The 15,645-nt window shown below is 62.3% G+C and carries 17 protein-coding genes; 7 read left to right on the plus strand and 10 right to left on the minus strand.

From position 1 onward, the window contains the following. Positions 1–8 precede the first annotated feature (8 nt). Together DBP26_RS17115 and DBP26_RS17120 are read left to right on the plus strand one after the other, a co-directional pair. A complete protein-coding gene (locus DBP26_RS17115; protein WP_108238698.1) occupies positions 9–302 on the plus strand; it encodes a DUF6388 family protein in 294 nt (97 codons plus the stop codon). A gap of 152 nt (positions 303–454) precedes the next feature. Next, entirely contained in the window at positions 455–1,144 is a 690-nt protein-coding gene (locus DBP26_RS17120) for a crotonase/enoyl-CoA hydratase family protein (protein ID WP_108238699.1), read from the plus strand. Between the two features lie 109 nt (positions 1,145–1,253). Here DBP26_RS17120 and DBP26_RS17125 read toward each other — a convergent pair whose 3' ends face one another. Next, on the minus strand, positions 1,254–1,691 hold the full coding sequence (locus DBP26_RS17125; protein WP_108238700.1) for a DoxX family protein: 438 nt from the start codon (positions 1,689–1,691) through the stop codon (positions 1,254–1,256). A gap of 98 nt (positions 1,692–1,789) precedes the next feature. Further along, a complete protein-coding gene (locus DBP26_RS17130; protein ID WP_108238701.1) occupies positions 1,790–3,211 on the minus strand; it encodes a transglycosylase SLT domain-containing protein in 1,422 nt (473 codons plus the stop codon). A gap of 173 nt (positions 3,212–3,384) precedes the next feature. Between DBP26_RS17130 and DBP26_RS17135 the strand changes: the two genes are divergently transcribed. The 3 genes from DBP26_RS17135 (at position 3,385) to DBP26_RS17145 (ending at position 6,038) form a co-directional block, all read left to right on the plus strand. Further along, on the plus strand, positions 3,385–4,188 hold the full coding sequence (locus DBP26_RS17135; protein WP_108238702.1) for a TatD family hydrolase: 804 nt from the start codon (positions 3,385–3,387) through the stop codon (positions 4,186–4,188). A 119-nt stretch (positions 4,189–4,307) separates the two neighbouring features. Next, on the plus strand, positions 4,308–5,627 hold the full coding sequence (locus DBP26_RS17140; protein WP_108238703.1) for a methyl-accepting chemotaxis protein: 1,320 nt from the start codon (positions 4,308–4,310) through the stop codon (positions 5,625–5,627). Between the two features lie 189 nt (positions 5,628–5,816). Then, entirely contained in the window at positions 5,817–6,038 is a 222-nt protein-coding gene (locus DBP26_RS17145) for a hypothetical protein (protein WP_108238704.1), read from the plus strand. Positions 6,039–6,069: 31 nt separating this feature from the next. Here DBP26_RS17145 and DBP26_RS17150 read toward each other — a convergent pair whose 3' ends face one another. The 7 genes from DBP26_RS17150 to DBP26_RS17180 all read right to left on the minus strand — a co-directional run bounded on the left by DBP26_RS17150 (position 6,070) and on the right by DBP26_RS17180 (position 12,671). Beyond that, positions 6,070–6,864 (minus strand): thioesterase family protein, encoded by a 795-nt coding sequence (locus DBP26_RS17150; RefSeq protein WP_108238705.1) that lies wholly within the window; start codon positions 6,862–6,864, stop codon positions 6,070–6,072. 99 nt (positions 6,865–6,963) lie between these two features. Continuing rightward, the gene (locus DBP26_RS17155; RefSeq protein WP_177411077.1) at positions 6,964–7,731 is read right to left on the minus strand and encodes a CHAD domain-containing protein; all 768 of its coding nucleotides are present in this window, start codon (positions 7,729–7,731) and stop codon (positions 6,964–6,966) included. A 32-nt stretch (positions 7,732–7,763) separates the two neighbouring features. Beyond that, a complete protein-coding gene (locus DBP26_RS17160; protein ID WP_108238707.1) occupies positions 7,764–9,764 on the minus strand; it encodes a DUF3488 and transglutaminase-like domain-containing protein in 2,001 nt (666 codons plus the stop codon). Positions 9,765–9,777: 13 nt separating this feature from the next. Next, the gene (locus DBP26_RS17165) at positions 9,778–10,734 is read right to left on the minus strand and encodes a DUF58 domain-containing protein (protein WP_108238708.1); all 957 of its coding nucleotides are present in this window, start codon (positions 10,732–10,734) and stop codon (positions 9,778–9,780) included. Then, entirely contained in the window at positions 10,731–11,648 is a 918-nt protein-coding gene (locus tag DBP26_RS17170) for a MoxR family ATPase (protein ID WP_108238709.1), read from the minus strand. The genes DBP26_RS17165 and DBP26_RS17170 overlap by 4 nt, the downstream gene beginning before the upstream one ends. Before the next feature lie 247 nt (positions 11,649–11,895). Further along, positions 11,896–12,174 (minus strand): hypothetical protein, encoded by a 279-nt coding sequence (locus tag DBP26_RS17175; protein ID WP_108238710.1) that lies wholly within the window; start codon positions 12,172–12,174, stop codon positions 11,896–11,898. Between the two features lie 113 nt (positions 12,175–12,287). Next, entirely contained in the window at positions 12,288–12,671 is a 384-nt protein-coding gene (locus DBP26_RS17180; RefSeq protein ID WP_108238711.1) for a tautomerase family protein, read from the minus strand. A gap of 122 nt (positions 12,672–12,793) precedes the next feature. Here DBP26_RS17180 and DBP26_RS17185 point away from each other — a divergent pair, with 122 nt between their 5' ends. Continuing rightward, on the plus strand, positions 12,794–13,690 hold the full coding sequence (locus DBP26_RS17185) for a LysR family transcriptional regulator (RefSeq protein WP_108238712.1): 897 nt from the start codon (positions 12,794–12,796) through the stop codon (positions 13,688–13,690). Between the two features lie 73 nt (positions 13,691–13,763). Continuing rightward, positions 13,764–14,816 (plus strand): patatin-like phospholipase family protein, encoded by a 1,053-nt coding sequence (locus tag DBP26_RS17190; RefSeq protein WP_108238713.1) that lies wholly within the window; start codon positions 13,764–13,766, stop codon positions 14,814–14,816. Between the two features lie 42 nt (positions 14,817–14,858). Here the strand turns inward: DBP26_RS17190 and DBP26_RS17195 are convergent, their stop codons facing one another. Continuing rightward, positions 14,859–15,548, minus strand: a complete 690-nt coding sequence (locus tag DBP26_RS17195) for a response regulator (RefSeq protein WP_108238714.1) — start codon at positions 15,546–15,548, stop codon at positions 14,859–14,861. Positions 15,549–15,645: the final 97 nt, after the last annotated feature.

Here is a 15,645-nt window from a genome sequence, read left to right on the forward strand (position 1 = left end):
CCGCTCGCATGAACGCTAATGACTGGACCGAAGCTGCCTTGGCGAAGTACATCGTGACCAACCCGACTCTTCAGGCGGAAATCAAGGAACTGAGCCCTGAAGAGCAACAGCAACAGATTCTCTGGGCTTTCGAGGACGAGGCCGAAGACCTCGGCATCCCAACCTGGGACCTGGCCCTGCAATTCATCGCCGACACCCCGGAGCAACTCAAGGAACTGCGCCTGGCGGCCCACAAGGAGGCCGCGGATGCCCTGGGCATGGCGTGGGATGATTACCGCGAGTTGAACGACGTCGAAGACTGACGCTGCCCCCGCCTGCGCAGGGCTTCGGGTCGTGATGCTGCCGCCTCGTCCACGGCCCGAAACCCTGACTTGCCAGTCATTCATAGCGCTTTACCTCGCCCGTTCGGGTGGGTAACGTCTGCGCCACTTCACAACAAAAAAGGACGCGCTCCATGAGTGATTTGGTCGCCTACCAACTGGACGACGGCGTTGCCACGCTCACCCTGAGCAACGGCAAGGTCAATGCCATCAGCAATGACGTGATCGCTGCATTCAATGCTGCCCTGGATCAGGCCGAAAAAGACCGTGCCGTGGTGATCATCACCAGCGGGCCGGGGATTCTTTCCGGCGGCTACGATCTGAAAATCATGACCTCCGGGCCGCAGGCGGCGATGGACCTGGTGGCCGCCGGGTCCGCCCTCGCCCGCCGGATGCTCTCCCACCCCTTCCCCATTGTCGTGGCATGCACTGGTCATGCAGTCGCCAAAGGCGCGTTTCTGCTGTTGTCAGCGGATTACCGCATTGGCGTCGAAGGCCCGTTCAGCATCGGCTTGAACGAGGTACAGATCGGCATGACCATGCATCACGCCGGCATCGAGCTGGCCCGTGATCGCCTGAGCAAACCCGCCTTCGGCCGCTCTGTGATCAACGGTGAAATGTACGACCCCCAAGGCGCCGTGCAAGCAGGCTTTCTCGACGGGGTCGTCGCCCCCGAGGCGCTTGCCGACACCGCGCGTACCGTGGCTTTGCAATTGAAGAAGATCAACATGAAAGCCCACCACCAGACCAAGCTCAAGGTGCGCAAGGCGTTCCTCGAGACATTGGACCAAGCCATCGAACTGGACCGGCAACACGCCTTCTGAGGAGGGTTCAGGGTTCGGCGGACCGGCCCCTGGCGAAGGTCTTCCCCTGCTGCACCGCAAAAACAAATCCCGGCCTTCTCGAAGACCGGGATCGTTTGCTGTCGGCGGTTTATCGATGGGCGATCACGCGGTCCAGCGAGACTCGCCCGGCACCTTCGAATAGGACCGCAAAGGCACCCGCCAGCAACGCCAGACCAAATTCATAGCCGTTGTTGGCCATGAACAAACCGTTGTGGATGTGCACCGACAGAATGGCAACCACCAGCATCACGATCAGCACCACTGCGGCAGGGCGCACCAGCAAACCGAGGAACAGCGCCAGCCCGCCGAAGAACTCCGCGCTGCCGGACAGCAAGGCCATCAGGTAACCCGGGTTCAACCCAAGGCTGGCCATGTACTGCCCGGTGCCTTCCAGACCGTATCCACCAAACATGCCGAAGAGTTTCTGGCTGCCGTGGGCCATGAAAATGATGCCGACGAGGATGCGCAGGATGGCGATGCCATAACCGGCCTGGGTGTTGAACAGTTTTTTGATCTGAGTAGTCATGGTGCACATTCCGTTAGTAAGAAGTAATGGCGCCATGATAATCGGATTAGCCAATATGAAAATCGCAAAAAACCCGGCATATCAATCGAATTGATCGATTATTCACGGGCCGCTACTTTGCGTATGGGTGTGTTTTCCAGCGCGCTGCGTTCCTGGTCATAGGCTAGGTAGTACTTGTTGACGCTGTTGACGTAGCTGACGACGTTCATCCCGACCTGCTTGAGCGCGACTCGCTCGACCTGAAAGAACCACTGATTGGGATTCAACCCCTGGCGCCTGGCCTCGGTACGCATGGCCTGTACCCGCTCCGGCCCCAGGTTGTAGGCCGCCAGCGTAAACGCCATCCGCTCACGCTCGTTGATCTTCGGGCTGGAGAAAAACTTGCGTCGGATCATCGCCAGGTACTTGGTGGCCGCCTGCACGTTGCCATCGAGGTCATGAATGTTGCCGACCCCGACACGTTGGGCCGCCGACGGTGTGATCTGCAACAGGCCCGTCGCGCCGCTGCCACCTTTGGCACCGGGGTTGAGCTGAGACTCCTTGAAGGCCAGCGCAGCGAGATCGAGCCAGTCCATTTTCTGCGCATCGGCATGAAGCTGCAGGGTCGGCCGCAGCTTCTCCAGCCGCTGGCGGTCGTCGCGTGCCAAGGGGTAATGGATGCGATACACGTCCTTGTAAGCTTTCTGGAAGGCCACATCCTGATTGCTCGGCGGCGTGTAGGTCGCCAGAAAGCGGTCGACGGTGGCGTGCAACATGACCGCGTCCTTGCGCACGAACCAGTTCATCTGGCTCGGATCGCTCAACGCCAGCGAGCGATCCACCCGCAGCTTGGGCATCACCTTCGCCCAGCGTTCGGCAATCGGCTGCTCGACCACCGTCAAGTGGTAAATACCGGCCTGCACCATTTCCAGGACGTCCTCGACAGCCAGGCTGGGGTCGACCCATTCGACTTTCACCGGCGGCAACTTGCGCAGCGCCAGCTTTTGATTCAGTTGCACGATGGCATCATTGGCCACACTCCCGGCGGTCAGCATCAGGGTGCGGCCGGAAAGCTGCTCGACCCGCTTGAAACCCCGCTCGCCACGCACGCCCACTACCACCAGCGGCACATGGCTGACCACCGGCGCTGAGGCATCGACGTAACGGGCAGCGCTGGCGTCCAGCAATTCTCCAGGCGCGACCAGATCACCCTCGCCCCGCTGCAGCGCGGCAAGCAATTGGTCCTTGGCTTTGGGAATGAGTTTGAGCGCGACTTTCTGGCCATCGCGGGCATGGCCGTTGAGGTAGGCCTCGAAGGCCTGCAGCCGCCGGTATTCGACGCCGATCGCCTCGCCCTGGATTTCACCGGAGCTGTTGCGGCTCTGATTGACCAGCACACGCAACACCTTGCTGCTGCGGATGGCCGAGAGATCGCGCACCTGGGTTTTCTTGATGACCACCGGGGGGCCGGCAGGACGGGCTGACGCCGGGGTGGGCATCAGCGACAGGCACAGCAACGAGATCAGCGAGGCTCGGATCATTGACGCTCCGGGAAAAAGCCGAAAAAGGGGTTTGAAGTCTGCGTCGGTTGGTCGCTATCGCCCTGGCATCAGGGGTCGCCGACGACCCATCGTTCCAAGCAGTTGAACCTGCTCGTTTTTTTATCACTTCAATCGCTCTGGTATTCTTCTCGGCCTCCGGCCTGAGGTGAACCATGCAACTAATCGACATCGGCGTCAACTTGACCAATCCCAGCTTTGCCTCGAAAGAGCGTGAAGTCCTCGACCGCGCCTATGCAGCGGATGTAGCGCAACTGATCCTGACTGGCACCGACGTCGCAGGCAGCGAACAGGCCCTGCACCTGTGCCGCGAGCTTGACGAAGCGGGTCAGCGGCTGTTCAGCACCGCCGGGGTCCATCCCCATTCGGCAAGCGCCTGGACGCTGGACACTGAGAACGCCTTGCGAGCCCTGCTCAGGGAAACACCTGTGCGCGCCGTCGGTGAGTGCGGCCTGGATTTCAACCGCGATTTTTCCCCACGTCCACAACAGGAAAAAGTGTTCGAAGCCCAACTGGCGTTGGCGGCGGCATCGAAGATGCCGGTGTTTCTCCACGAGCGGGAAGCCGATGAACGGCTGCTCGCCATCCTTCGCGAGTACCGGGATCACTTGCCCGGCGCAGTGGTGCACTGCTTTACGGGTGAAAAAAAGGCCTTGTTCGCGTACCTCGATCTGGACCTGCACATCGGCATCACCGGCTGGATCTGCGATGAACGCCGGGGCACTCATCTGCATCCGTTGGTCCGCGAGATTCCCCGTGGCCGCCTGATGCTGGAAAGCGACGCGCCCTATCTCCTGCCCCGCAGTCTGCGACCCAAGCCGAAAAACGGTCGCAACGAACCGGCGTTTCTGCCTGAAGTTCTCAGAGAAGTGGCGGCGCATCGTGGTGAAACCCCGCAAGACGTGGCAGCCCACACCACCGCGTGCGCACGGACCTTTTTCGGCTTGCCCGACCTGTAGAGCGCGGACGCTTCAGCAAGGGGCCTGAGAAATTGATGCAGATCAACCCTATCTGGGCAGACAACTGAGAAACTAATGGCACCTTGCCTTATCACGTGCACCCACAGAAGAGCTTTCTCATGAGCCGCTGGTTAAGTAACCTCTCGCTGAAATACAAATTCTGGGCAGTGAACGCCGTCGCGTTCATCACTACGCTGTTGCTGGTGCTGTATGCGCTGAACATCGAGCAACAGAGCCGTGCCGAAGATGCCCGCATCGCGGCTCAGGCCCAGGCGCACTTACTCGCGGCCTGGCCTGCCGGACAAACCGCGCCGACGGCACCGCCCCTGCCTGCGGCGCCGTCCTTCGAGCAGCTGTTCAGCCAGCATTTCACTCAGTACGCGCTCGCCGTGTTGGTATTGATGCTGGTCATGCTCAGTGCCTCCCAGTTGCTCATCCGGTTTCTGTTGACGCATTTGAACGCTGTCAAGGACGTCATGCTGTACGTGGAGCGCAGCGGTGACCTCTCCGTCCGCGCACCGCTGGCCGGGGACGATGAAGTCGGACAAATGGCCAAAGCGTTCAATGCCATGCAGGCCGGTTACCAACGAATCGTCGGCACCGTGGCGCAGTCGGCCGCGCGGCTGGATCAGGGCGCGGTGCATCTGGCCACTGGCATGAGCGACGTGCGTGAAGGGATGCTGGGGCAGCAGAGCGAGACCTATCAAGTGGCCACGGCCATCAACGAGATGACCGCCACGGTCCATCACATTGCCCAGCACGCCAGCGCCACGCGGGATCAATCGCAGAACGCCGACGCGTTGGCAGGCAGTGGCAAGGACGTGGTGGCCCGGGTGCAGGCCTCCATTACCGGGCTGTCCAGCGGCGTGCAACAGACTGCGGGCATGATTCAGCGCTTGGCCGAAGACAGTCAGAAGATCAACAGCGTGGTGAGCGTGATCCACAGCATCGCCGAACAGACCAACCTGCTCGCCCTCAACGCAGCCATTGAAGCGGCCCGCGCCGGGGAAATGGGCCGGGGGTTCGCCGTGGTGGCCGACGAAGTGCGCAACCTGGCCAAGCGTGTGCAGACCTCCACGGACGAGATCACCACCATGGTCTCGGCGCTGCAGGCAGGCACGCGGGATGCGGTGGATTTCATGCAGGAGAGCTCCTACAAGGCGGACGACTGCGTGCAGCACGCGCGGGAAGCGGGAGAAGCTCTGGCGGCGATCACCGAAGCGGTGGCGCAGATGCGTGAAAGCAACACGCAGATCGCCGTGGCCGCGCAGCAGCAGAGCCAAGTGGCGGAAGACATGAACCGCGCGGTGGTGAGCATCCGCGATGTCACCGAACGCACCGTACGCCAGACCCTGGATTCGGCGGGTACCAGCGACGAACTGGCGACGCTGGCCGGGGAACTGAATAAGGCTATCGGGCAGTTGAAACTGCAGGGGTAGCCATCGAAGCAAGAACAGACTCGCCGGCCAGTGGGCCCACGGCCCCCTGGCGGTGTGCGGCTTTATCACTGATTGCTTTCACCGATGCTGGCTATGGGCGCGATAGCAATCTTCGATTCGCCGTAGTGGGGCGCCCGGCCTATTCTGAACCCATCGAAAACGGTTCTTATTCAGGCTTCGGAGGTCATCATGCCCAAGTTCATCGCCAGTCTTCACCTGGACAGCATTTTCAGCAGCGCGCATCAATCGGGATTGTCTTCGCAAACGGTGCTGGCATCGATGGCCTTTCCGCTGTCGATCGTTTCCGGTCTCCTGCTGCTGGATGGCGCGCTGAGCGCCAGCGTCGCGTCGGCCGGTATCGGCATTCTGGGGTTGGTTGCAGCCCAGGCCATCAAGACCCGGGGCCAGTAAGGTCTCGGGGCAGGTCGTTGCCCTCGACGTCTCAACCGAACACGGTCACCGTCTGGCGGCTGATCGCGATCAACTCTCCCTTCGGCGTCCACAACCCCGCCGCGACATGGCCGTAGCCATCCCGGGCATACTCGATCACCGCGCGGTACCGCGTCCATTCATGGGTGCTCATCGCGGGTAGCGGCTGCACGAACTCGATGGTCCAGGTCAGTGAACTCCCCGGTGCCGGTTTATTCAAATGCGGCAATACCGCGGGCGGCCACGTATCGACCAACGCCAGCACATGCGCCTCGGTCAGTCTTTCTTCCGGCACGTCCTTCAGCCGCGCATAGCCCCCGATCGCAGCGGATGGGGTGTTGCTATAGGGCAGTCCGCCCAAGGCCCAGCGCATGTCGATATAGCGCAAGTACTCGGGCATCACACCCGCGATGAAGGGAAAGGCAGGCACTTCGTCCACCGCCTTGAACTCGGGGGCCGGATCGGCCGCTACGGCAATCGCCGACTCACGGGGCGCGCCGAAACTGCCCTGGATCAACGTGACCGTCTCGCCCTTCTGAATCGCCCTGCCCAGCACCTGGCTCACGGCTTTGCCTTCGCGCAGGATCTCCACCTCGAATGAAATCGGCACATCGATCGCCGGCGGCCCGACGAAGCACACGGCGAGCGAGCGAATCGGCCGATCCGTTGCGACCCTGGCGCGCATTGCTTCGAATTGCAACGCGGCCATCAGGCCACCAAAACACGAACGCCCCTGGGTCCACGAAGCCGGAATGGACACCGATGACGGGTGGTTGCGGACCGCGTCGAGCAATTCGGAAAAGGTCATGGGGCACTCCGTGCGAATGAGCTGCACGGCAAAGCTTAACCCGATGCATTGGGGCCAACAGCACTCATAACTGCCATTCCTGCGGCCTGATCGGGAGCGTCAGCCGGAATGGCCTCCGAAACACGCTGCGTGCAGCCGCTCCAAGGCTTTATCTGAGCGCTGCTCGGCAAGCTGGATTCCCCGTCTCCACCCCGGCACGCAGGCGGCAAGATCCGCCTGCTGCTCGGCCTGCGTCAGCCACTGCAGGTGATCGTGCCAGTCACCCAAGGCGCTCTGCGCCGCTTTCAGGCGTTTCTGCATGCCGGCTGGCTGGTGACTGAGTGCCGGGTACGCCTCGGCGGCGTAACGCACGCGCTTGATCAACAACCGTAAGCGATGGCGATCATGCGTCGGATCGGCCATCGCGTCGCGCAATTGCTTCCACTGTTTGTCCATGCGTTTCTCGATGCGTCGACGCAGACGTTTGAGCAGGCCGTGACGCTGCTGGGTCCGCAGAAACGAAGGCAATTGATCGAGTATTCCAAACAGGCGGTTCAACGGCGCAGAAGTGGCCACCTGTGGGCAGGCCGAGTCCAGCACGCGCGTTCGGTCGAGCGCCGCTTCATGCAGCCCCAGATCGGCGAGGAACGCCGCCAGGACCTGCATGTCACGCAGCGGCGTGGTCAATTCCCCTACCCCCTTTGCCGCTTCTTCAACCTGGTCGATGCCTGGCAGGCCGCGCAAGGGTCGCACCACGCTGCGCAGACGCCGCACGGTGGTGCGCAGGTCGTGCAAGGCCTCGCTGTCGGTGGAGGCCACCAAGCGGGCATGACAGGCCAGCAACTTGACGTTGAGGCTGATGATTTCGGCGACCAACCGATCGACCATGGCAGACATGGGACGCACTCCTTAAACATTCATCACGACGAAGGGTCTTTCGCCGCAGACAGCCGCCACGGTAAACGGCGGCGCAGGTGTTTCAATTGTCGACGCAGAAGCCCGTTAGAACCGGGCACTCCGGCATACCGTTGCGCCTCGAACTCGCGAGCGAAGGCATCGATGGCTTCGGCATGAGCAGGCAAACGCTGCGCGGCCCGGCGAGCGAAGGCCTGAGCGCCCTCGCCCGGTTGACGCTTGAGACCTTGTCGGGCCAACAAGCGTTCGAAGGCGGCGAACAGGCGCAGCTGCGAATCGCTTTCACGACGCCACGGCTTGAACAGCCACAAGGCCAGCAGACCGAGAATGACCAGCGCTCCGGAGGCGAACACGGGTGCCTGGAAGCCGGAAAACCAGCGGCCCAGCACTTGCAACTGCTGCTGGCCCTGATAGCCCAGCACCCAACGCTGCCACCCGTAGTTGAGGCTGTCCCAGTTCAGACGGATCGAGTTGAGCCAGGCCAGGTGGCGATAACGGAGGGCCGACATCGGCGAATCGGCGAGGAACGCCTCGTCCGGCGCCAGTGCCTGCTCCAGCCCTTGCTCGATGCGCGCGGGGGCGACGGCGGCGGTAGGATCGGCACTGCGCCAGCCCACCCCGGCCTGCCAGTACTCGACCCAGGCGTGGGCGTCGAGCTGGCGCACGCTGAGGTAGTGACCGTTAGGATTGAGCTCCCCGCCCTGATACCCGGCCACGACCCTCGCGGGAATGCCCGCGGCCCGCAGCACGAAGGTCATCGCACCCGCGTAATGGGCACAGAACCCGGCGCGGCTGGTGAACAGGAAGTCGTCGATGCCGTCCGGGCCCGTGACCGGCGGCTTTAAGGTGTAATGGAAAGGTTGCTCACTGAAGTAGCTCAGCATCGCTTCGACCAGCGCCTCTGGCCTGGGATAACGGCGGCGCAGGTCGGCCGCCCATTCCCGCGCCTCCAAGTTGCCCTTGGCGGGTAGCTGCAGGTTTTGCAGACGTCCACCCTCACTGAGCACGGTTTCGCGAACGGCAGCCGGCCAGGAATCGACGCGGTAGAGTATCGACTGATCGATGGGGCGTCTGCGCTGCCAGCGAAAATCGCTCATCTGCCGCACACCGCCAAGCTCGGGCGCCCCCATGTCCAGCAGCATCAACCAGGGTTTGCCGGTAGGTTCCATGACCACGCTGTAGCTGATTTTGTCGCCTTCCTTGCGCCAGTCCGGCGCATCCGGCACCTGCGCGCGGGACGATTGCGACCAGCGCCGACCGTCGAACTGTTCCAGCGTCAGGGCGCGCCAGTACTGCTGGTTGCGCGGGGGAATCGGCCCGTCGAAACTGGCGCGGAACACCAGTGCCGCCGACTTGCTCAGCTCGGCGATGTCCCCCGGCGCCATGCTGTCGGAAAGCCCGGTCAGCGCCTTGTTGCTCGGCTGCGGAAGTGACCAGAGCGGGTCCAGGCGGGGAAAGAACAAAAACAACAGAAGCATCAGCGGCACAGCCTGCAGCAACAGCTTGGCAGCAAGCATCAAGGTCGCCCCTGGCCGAGTGGCGAGTCCCGATTGCTGCAGCCCGATGAGCGCGGCAAGTAAAGTGGCGATGGGTAGCAGCGTGAAGAGCCCCCACAGCAACGCGTCCTCGAACAGGTAGCCAACCGCGACACAGAAGAAGCCGAGAAAGATCAGCACCAGGGCATCGCGTCGGGTCTGCATTTCCAGCATCTTCAAGATGAACGCGGCAATCAACAGCGCAGCCCCGGCATCGAGGCCCACCAGGCTGCCCCGTGCCAGGAAGATCCCACCCGCCGTGCCGACCAGCAACCCGGCCTTGACCCAAGTGCCCGGCATGCGCACGCGCATGCGAAAAATCTGGATGCGCCAGAAGCTGCACACCAGCCACAGCACGATCAACGCCACCGGTACGTGCAGCGAGAACGGCACGATCACCAACGCCTGAGCGATCAGCAGCCAGTTGAGGCTGGTGCGCGGGATGGGTTTCCCCAGGTTGGCAGAGGTCATGGCGGATTCCCGATCATGCCCGCACACCGTAAAGCGCCAGTTGCCGCAGGCACGCCTCGCGATGCGCATCGCCGCTGTCCACCGGCGAGAGAAAGCCTGGCAGGCGCAAGGCGAACGGCTGCTGGCGCTGGGACAGTTCCAGCACCCAATAACACAGGCGTGACAGTCGCTCTTCGATGTCTCCACCCAGTGCCATGAAATCCAGACACAGGTCGTGCCCGCTCAGGTCGGTGAATTCCTTGACCATCAGACCCTGCCCACGCGACCAGGCCTTCCAGTGCATGCGCCGCATGGAGTCGCCGAGTTGCCACGGCCGCAGGCCTTGATAATCGTCGACCCCCTGGCCTTGCGTGGCTTGCCCGTCGTCTTCGGCATGGGGTTGCGCCCCTTGCAGCAGGGGAAGCGTCCCGGGCATCGGCTGGGGGTAGATGAGCACCGTCTGCTCAAGATCCAGCCAGGTCCAGGCGCGAAAGATACCCAGCGGGAACACGCTCTCCACCCGCAGGCGTGGGGCGCGCAGCCAGCCTCGCCGCTGCGCGGGCAAGGCCAGCCCAATCTCGACCTGCCGGTCTGCGTCCACGTCGGTCTGTTCCAGTTGTTCGCTGTCCCAGCCCAGGGCGATGGCCTGATGGGCGACAGACGCGCTTTCCAGGCGCAAGCGAAGCTGCACGGGCTCGCCCACGAACACGGAACGCGCAGGGCTGGCGCTTATAATCAGGCCGCTGAAGTTGCGATAGGTGTGCAGGATCGCGAGGATACCCACGGACAACATCAAGAATGTCAGGCCGTAGGCCAGGCTGTTCTGATAGTTGATGGCGACCAGCAACAGCAGAAACAGGACGAGCGCATAAGTCCCGCCGACCCGCGTCGGAAGGATGAAGATTCGTCGGTGATCCAGCTCGATCCGGGATGCCGGAGGGATCCGGCGCCCCACCCAGCGTTGCCAGAACGGCTTGAACTGAAGCATCAAAGCACAGGCACCTCACGCAGCAGCCACTGAACCAACGCTCCACCACCATGCCCCGTCGGGTCGGTCCGGTCGCGCAGGCGATGGCCGACGACCGCAGGCAGTACCGCTTGAACGTCTTCCGGAATCACATACTCGCGCCCGATCAGCAGCGCCCACGCTCTCGCGGCCGACAGCACCGCCAGGCTGCCCCGCGGAGACAGCCCGTAGGCGAACTGCGGCTGACTGCGGGTGGCGTCGACCAACCGCAACACATAATCGACCAGCGCGTCGCTCACCCGAACCTGGCGAGCCTCTTCCTGCAGGGCCGCCAGTTCGGCGTGGTCGATGATCGGCTCGATGCGCGGCAACAGGTCCCGGCGGGACTCGCCCAGCAGCAGGGCTTTTTCGGCCGACCGCGCCGGGTACCCCAGCGACAGGCGCATGAGGAAACGGTCCAGTTGGGATTCGGGCAAGGCAAACGTGCCCCCCTGGCTGAACGGGTTCTGGGTGGCGATCACGAAAAACGGATCAGGCAGCAGGCGGGTCGCGCCTTCGATGGTGACCTGCCCTTCTTCCATCGCTTCGAGCAACGCGCTCTGGCTTTTGGGCGTGGCACGATTGATCTCGTCTGCCAGCACCAGTTCCGCGAAAATCGGCCCAGGATGAAAAGTGAATTGCCCGCTTTCACGGTCGAAGACCGAGGTGCCGAGTATGTCGCCCGGCAACAGATCGGAAGTGAATTGAATGCGCTGGAAACTCAACCCCAGAATCCGCGCCAGCGTGTGGCTGAGGGTGGTCTTGCCCATGCCCGGTAAATCTTCGATCAGCAGATGCCCGCCGCCCAACAGGCAGGTCATGGCCAGGCGGACTTGAGGCTCCTTGCCCAATACCACTTCGTTGATTGCGTTCAGACACGCATCCAGTTTTCTGCCCATCGGAAAGCCTCCCCAGGCGACTGCTCTTGGCTAGTAGGACTGCAGACGATGCCAGACGTGCTGCCACTTTAAAGTCAGCGTAGGCGGTTTCACCAGAGCGGAGAAAGGGAAAGATCGGATTTGTTGCGCAGCGTCCATAAAAGGCAGGTGGACGCTGAATTCGAAGCGCCGGACGCCCCACGAATGCGCGTGCTTACACAGGCGCGGGGCCGGTTTACAGCGAGGTCAGGATGCAGTGCACTCAGCCTCAACGCCCTGCGCGGGATTCGCGAATATAAAAGCGCGCCTTTTCGGCTTTTTCGGTGCAGCCTTCGAACGCTTCGAACTGTTGCTGGGTCTTGGCGCCTGTCATCAGCGACAGCGCCTTGGAATAACTGACCGTCCCCGCAAACCCTTCCGCCTTGGCCAGGTCCAGTTCATGCCAGGCAGCGTCCAGATTGGTCGCGCAACTGTCGCGGTAAGCGGTTTTACCGGCACAGCCTGCAAGAGCGAGGGCGATCAAGGGCAGACAAATCCAGGCTTTCATCGGGTATTACCTCAGAGGTGGAAATCGATAATGCGGGTTGGACGGTATGGCGATGTAAAAGTGCCATAACTGTCCACCCCTGCCTAACGATTTTCAGACCCGCCCCGATCGCCTCAGGCGTATTGCATCTGGCCATTGCCGAAAGACCAGTTCTCCCGCTTGGTCTCGACCAGATTGATGAATACATCCTCTCGTCGCACCCCCGTTCGCTCATGAATGCCTTGGGCGACAGCCTCGTAGAAGGCTTTCTTGACCTCCGTGGTCCGGCCCTCGTTCCACGTCACCTGAATGAAGACGATGCCTGGGGTGTAGGTCACTCCCAGATACCCGGCTTCGGGATAGATAAGCTCATCGGCGGGGTGCCGCTGGATAATCTGAAATTTATCGTGCTCAGGCACGTTGGCGGTGCTGCGCATGGCGTCATAGATCACTTCGCTGATACTCGCCAGGGTATCCGGCGATGTGCGGTCTGAAACGTCTATTCGTACGAGAGGCATGAGGCTCTCCTTCTGTGGAGGATAGGCGACAGCGGCTGGTTGCCAGCGTCAGGCATCCACCCTAAGCTCACGAGCAAAGCGCATCAAGCGCATAATTCTCACTGTCTTCATGAGAGTTACGCATGCTATTTGCAGACCTCAAAGCGTTTGTCGCGGTCGTCGAATGCGCGTCGCTGACCTATGCCGCTCAACGCCTGAACCTCACGCAGTCGGCGGTTTCCCGTCGGATTCAGCATCTGGAACAGACGCTGGGCGTCGAATTGTTCGACCGCTCGACACGCCCACCCCGGCCCTCGGCGATCGGTCGACGGCTTTACCAAGGCGCCGTCGCGCTGCTCCACGACGCCAACCAGTTACTGGCGATTCCCCGCGAAGAAAGCGCCCCTTCCGGGTCGTTTCGCGTTGGCCTGCCGCAGGTCATTTCCGACATCGCGGCATTCGACCTCGTGTCGCGGATGAAAGCCGCGTTTCCCGGCCTGGAGCTGCAGGTCATCACCGACTGGAGCTTTTTGTTGGAGAAGCGCCTCGCCCAAGGCGAGTTCGACGCCGCCGCGCTGATGCGCCCATCGCCCAGCCGCCTGCCCGGCGGATTCGCTGGCGAGAAGCTGGGGAGCTTTGAGGTGCTGGTGGTGCAAAGCCGCCGCCAACCGCTGTCTGAACCCTCGACCTGCCTGGCGCGCCTCGCCGAACGGGAATGGGTGCTCAATCCTGCAGGCTGCGGCTACCGCGATGCGTTGGTGGCGGCCATCGAGGCCAAGGGCAAGCGGTTGAGGTTGGGTATCGACACCCACGGCACGGCCATTCAGATGCGCATGGTCGCCTCGGGCCTCGGCCTGGGCCTGATTCCGCGGCACTTCATGGACGACAGCCCGCTGGCCCAAGCGTTGTCGGTGGTCGAGGTCAGTGACTTTTCGTTGAGAATGGATATCTGGCAGGTGATTTCCGGACAGCCAGGCAACCTGCGCCAAGCCTGTGATCTGCTGGCGCAGGCCGTTCGCGAGGGGCTGGAGCGCGGGTGAAATTTGTCGCCATTGGAGATGAATCGCGGCCGTCTTGAGCGTAGGGTAGAAGCCCTGCAAGGGGGAGTTGCGCATGAAAAAAAGAATCGCGCTGGTCTTGGGGTCCGGGGGCGCACGGGGCTACGCGCACATTGGAGTCATCGAGGAATTGGAGCGGCGTGGCTATGACATTGCCTGTATCGCCGGTTGCTCGATGGGCGCGGTGATTGGCGGGATCTACGCCGCGGGCAAGCTGCCGCAATACCGCACCTGGATCGAGAGCCTCGATTATCTGGACGTCCTGCGCCTGGTGGATGTCAGTTTCCGGCTTGGCGCCATTCGCGGAGAAAAGGTATTCGGGCATATACGCGAGATCGTCGGCGACATAAACATCGAAGACTTGCGCATTCCCTACACGGCCGTCGCCACCGACCTGACCAATCAGCAGGAAATCTGGTTTCAAGAGGGCAATCTGCATGCCGCGATGCGCGCCTCGGCGGCCATTCCAAGCCTGTTCACCCCGGTGGTCCAGGGCAATCGCACCCTGGTGGATGGCGGCCTCCTCAACCCTTTGCCGATCGTGCCGGTGGTGTCCAGCCATTGCGACCTGATCGTCGCGGTGAACCTCAACTCGACCAACCAGAAGCAGTATCAGTTACCGGTCATCGAACGCCCTCCGGCAGTGAAAAAGCGCTTCGACAGCCTGATCAGCTCCATCGGTTCGCACCTGCCGTTCCGTCGCAAGCTGGAAGTGGCACAGGGCGACGTGTTGCGTCTGGAACAGGACAGCCTGAAGGCCGCCGCGGCCAGCCTGCCCGACCCGTGGCTGCAAGCCGAATCCCCCGATCCGCAGGGCCAGCAACCGGCTGCGGCCCCGACCCAGGCCGGCGCACCGAAATCTGCCAGCGGCGCGGTGATCATCGATAACGTCGGCCCCGCCTCGCTGCTGGACTTGATCAACCAGAGCTTCGAAGTGATGCAGACGTCGCTGGCGCAATACAAGATCGCCGGCTACCCACCCGACATCCTGATCAACGTGCCCAAACGGGTGTGCCGGTTCTTCGAATTCTACAAAGCGCCCGAGTTGATCGCCCTGGGCCGCGAGATCGCCCGGGATACGCTGGATCGGTACGAGCGTGAACCTTGAGGCCAGCGTTCATCGGTCGATGTGCCACCAGGCGGCGTCTGTTCAGGGCGCCACCAGCCGATAGCCCACACCGGCCTCAGTCAATATGAAACGGGGCGCAGCCGGGTCATCGGCCAGTTTCTGTCGCAAATGCCCGACGACGATCCGCAGGTAATGGGTGTCCTCGACATGGGTCGGGCCCCAGATCTCCTTGAGCAATTGCTGCTGCGTGATGACGCGGCCGGGGTGGCGCGCCAGCTGCGCCAGCACGGCGTACTCTTTTTTGGTCAGGGCGACCTCCATGCCGTCCAGCAACACACGCCTGTAAGCCAGGTCCACCGTGAGCGGGCCGATGACCAGTGCCGACTCGGTCTGCTCCGCGTCGGGCACTTGGCGTAACAGCGCGCGGATCCTCGCCAGGAACTCCTGAATGCCGAAGGGCTTGGTCACGTAATCGTTGGCCCCCGCATCCAGGGCACGCACCTTTTCGCCTTCGCTGGCGCGCACCGACAACACCAGCACCGGCACCGTCGACCATTCGCGGAGCTGGCTCAAGACCTCCTGGCCATCGATGTCCGGCAGGCCAAGGTCGAGCACCACCAAATCGGGTTTGTTCAGCGCGGCCTGGCTCAGGCCTTCAGTGCCGGTTCCGGCTTCCAATACTTTGTAGCCTTGTGATGCGAGGCTGATTCGCAGGAATTTGCGGATCTGCGGTTCATCGTCGATCACCAGAAGGGTTGCGGTCTGGCTCATGGAAATCCTGTTCTTGAAAACCGAGGCTCGCGCAGCCGCACGGCCTGTTGGCAAAACGTGCGCTTACGCAGGGGGCCAATTTGAAAAGCCAGCCTAC

Source organism: Pseudomonas sp. RIT409 (genome assembly GCF_003052515.2).
In the GTDB taxonomy this organism is placed as follows: domain Bacteria; phylum Pseudomonadota; class Gammaproteobacteria; order Pseudomonadales; family Pseudomonadaceae; genus Aquipseudomonas.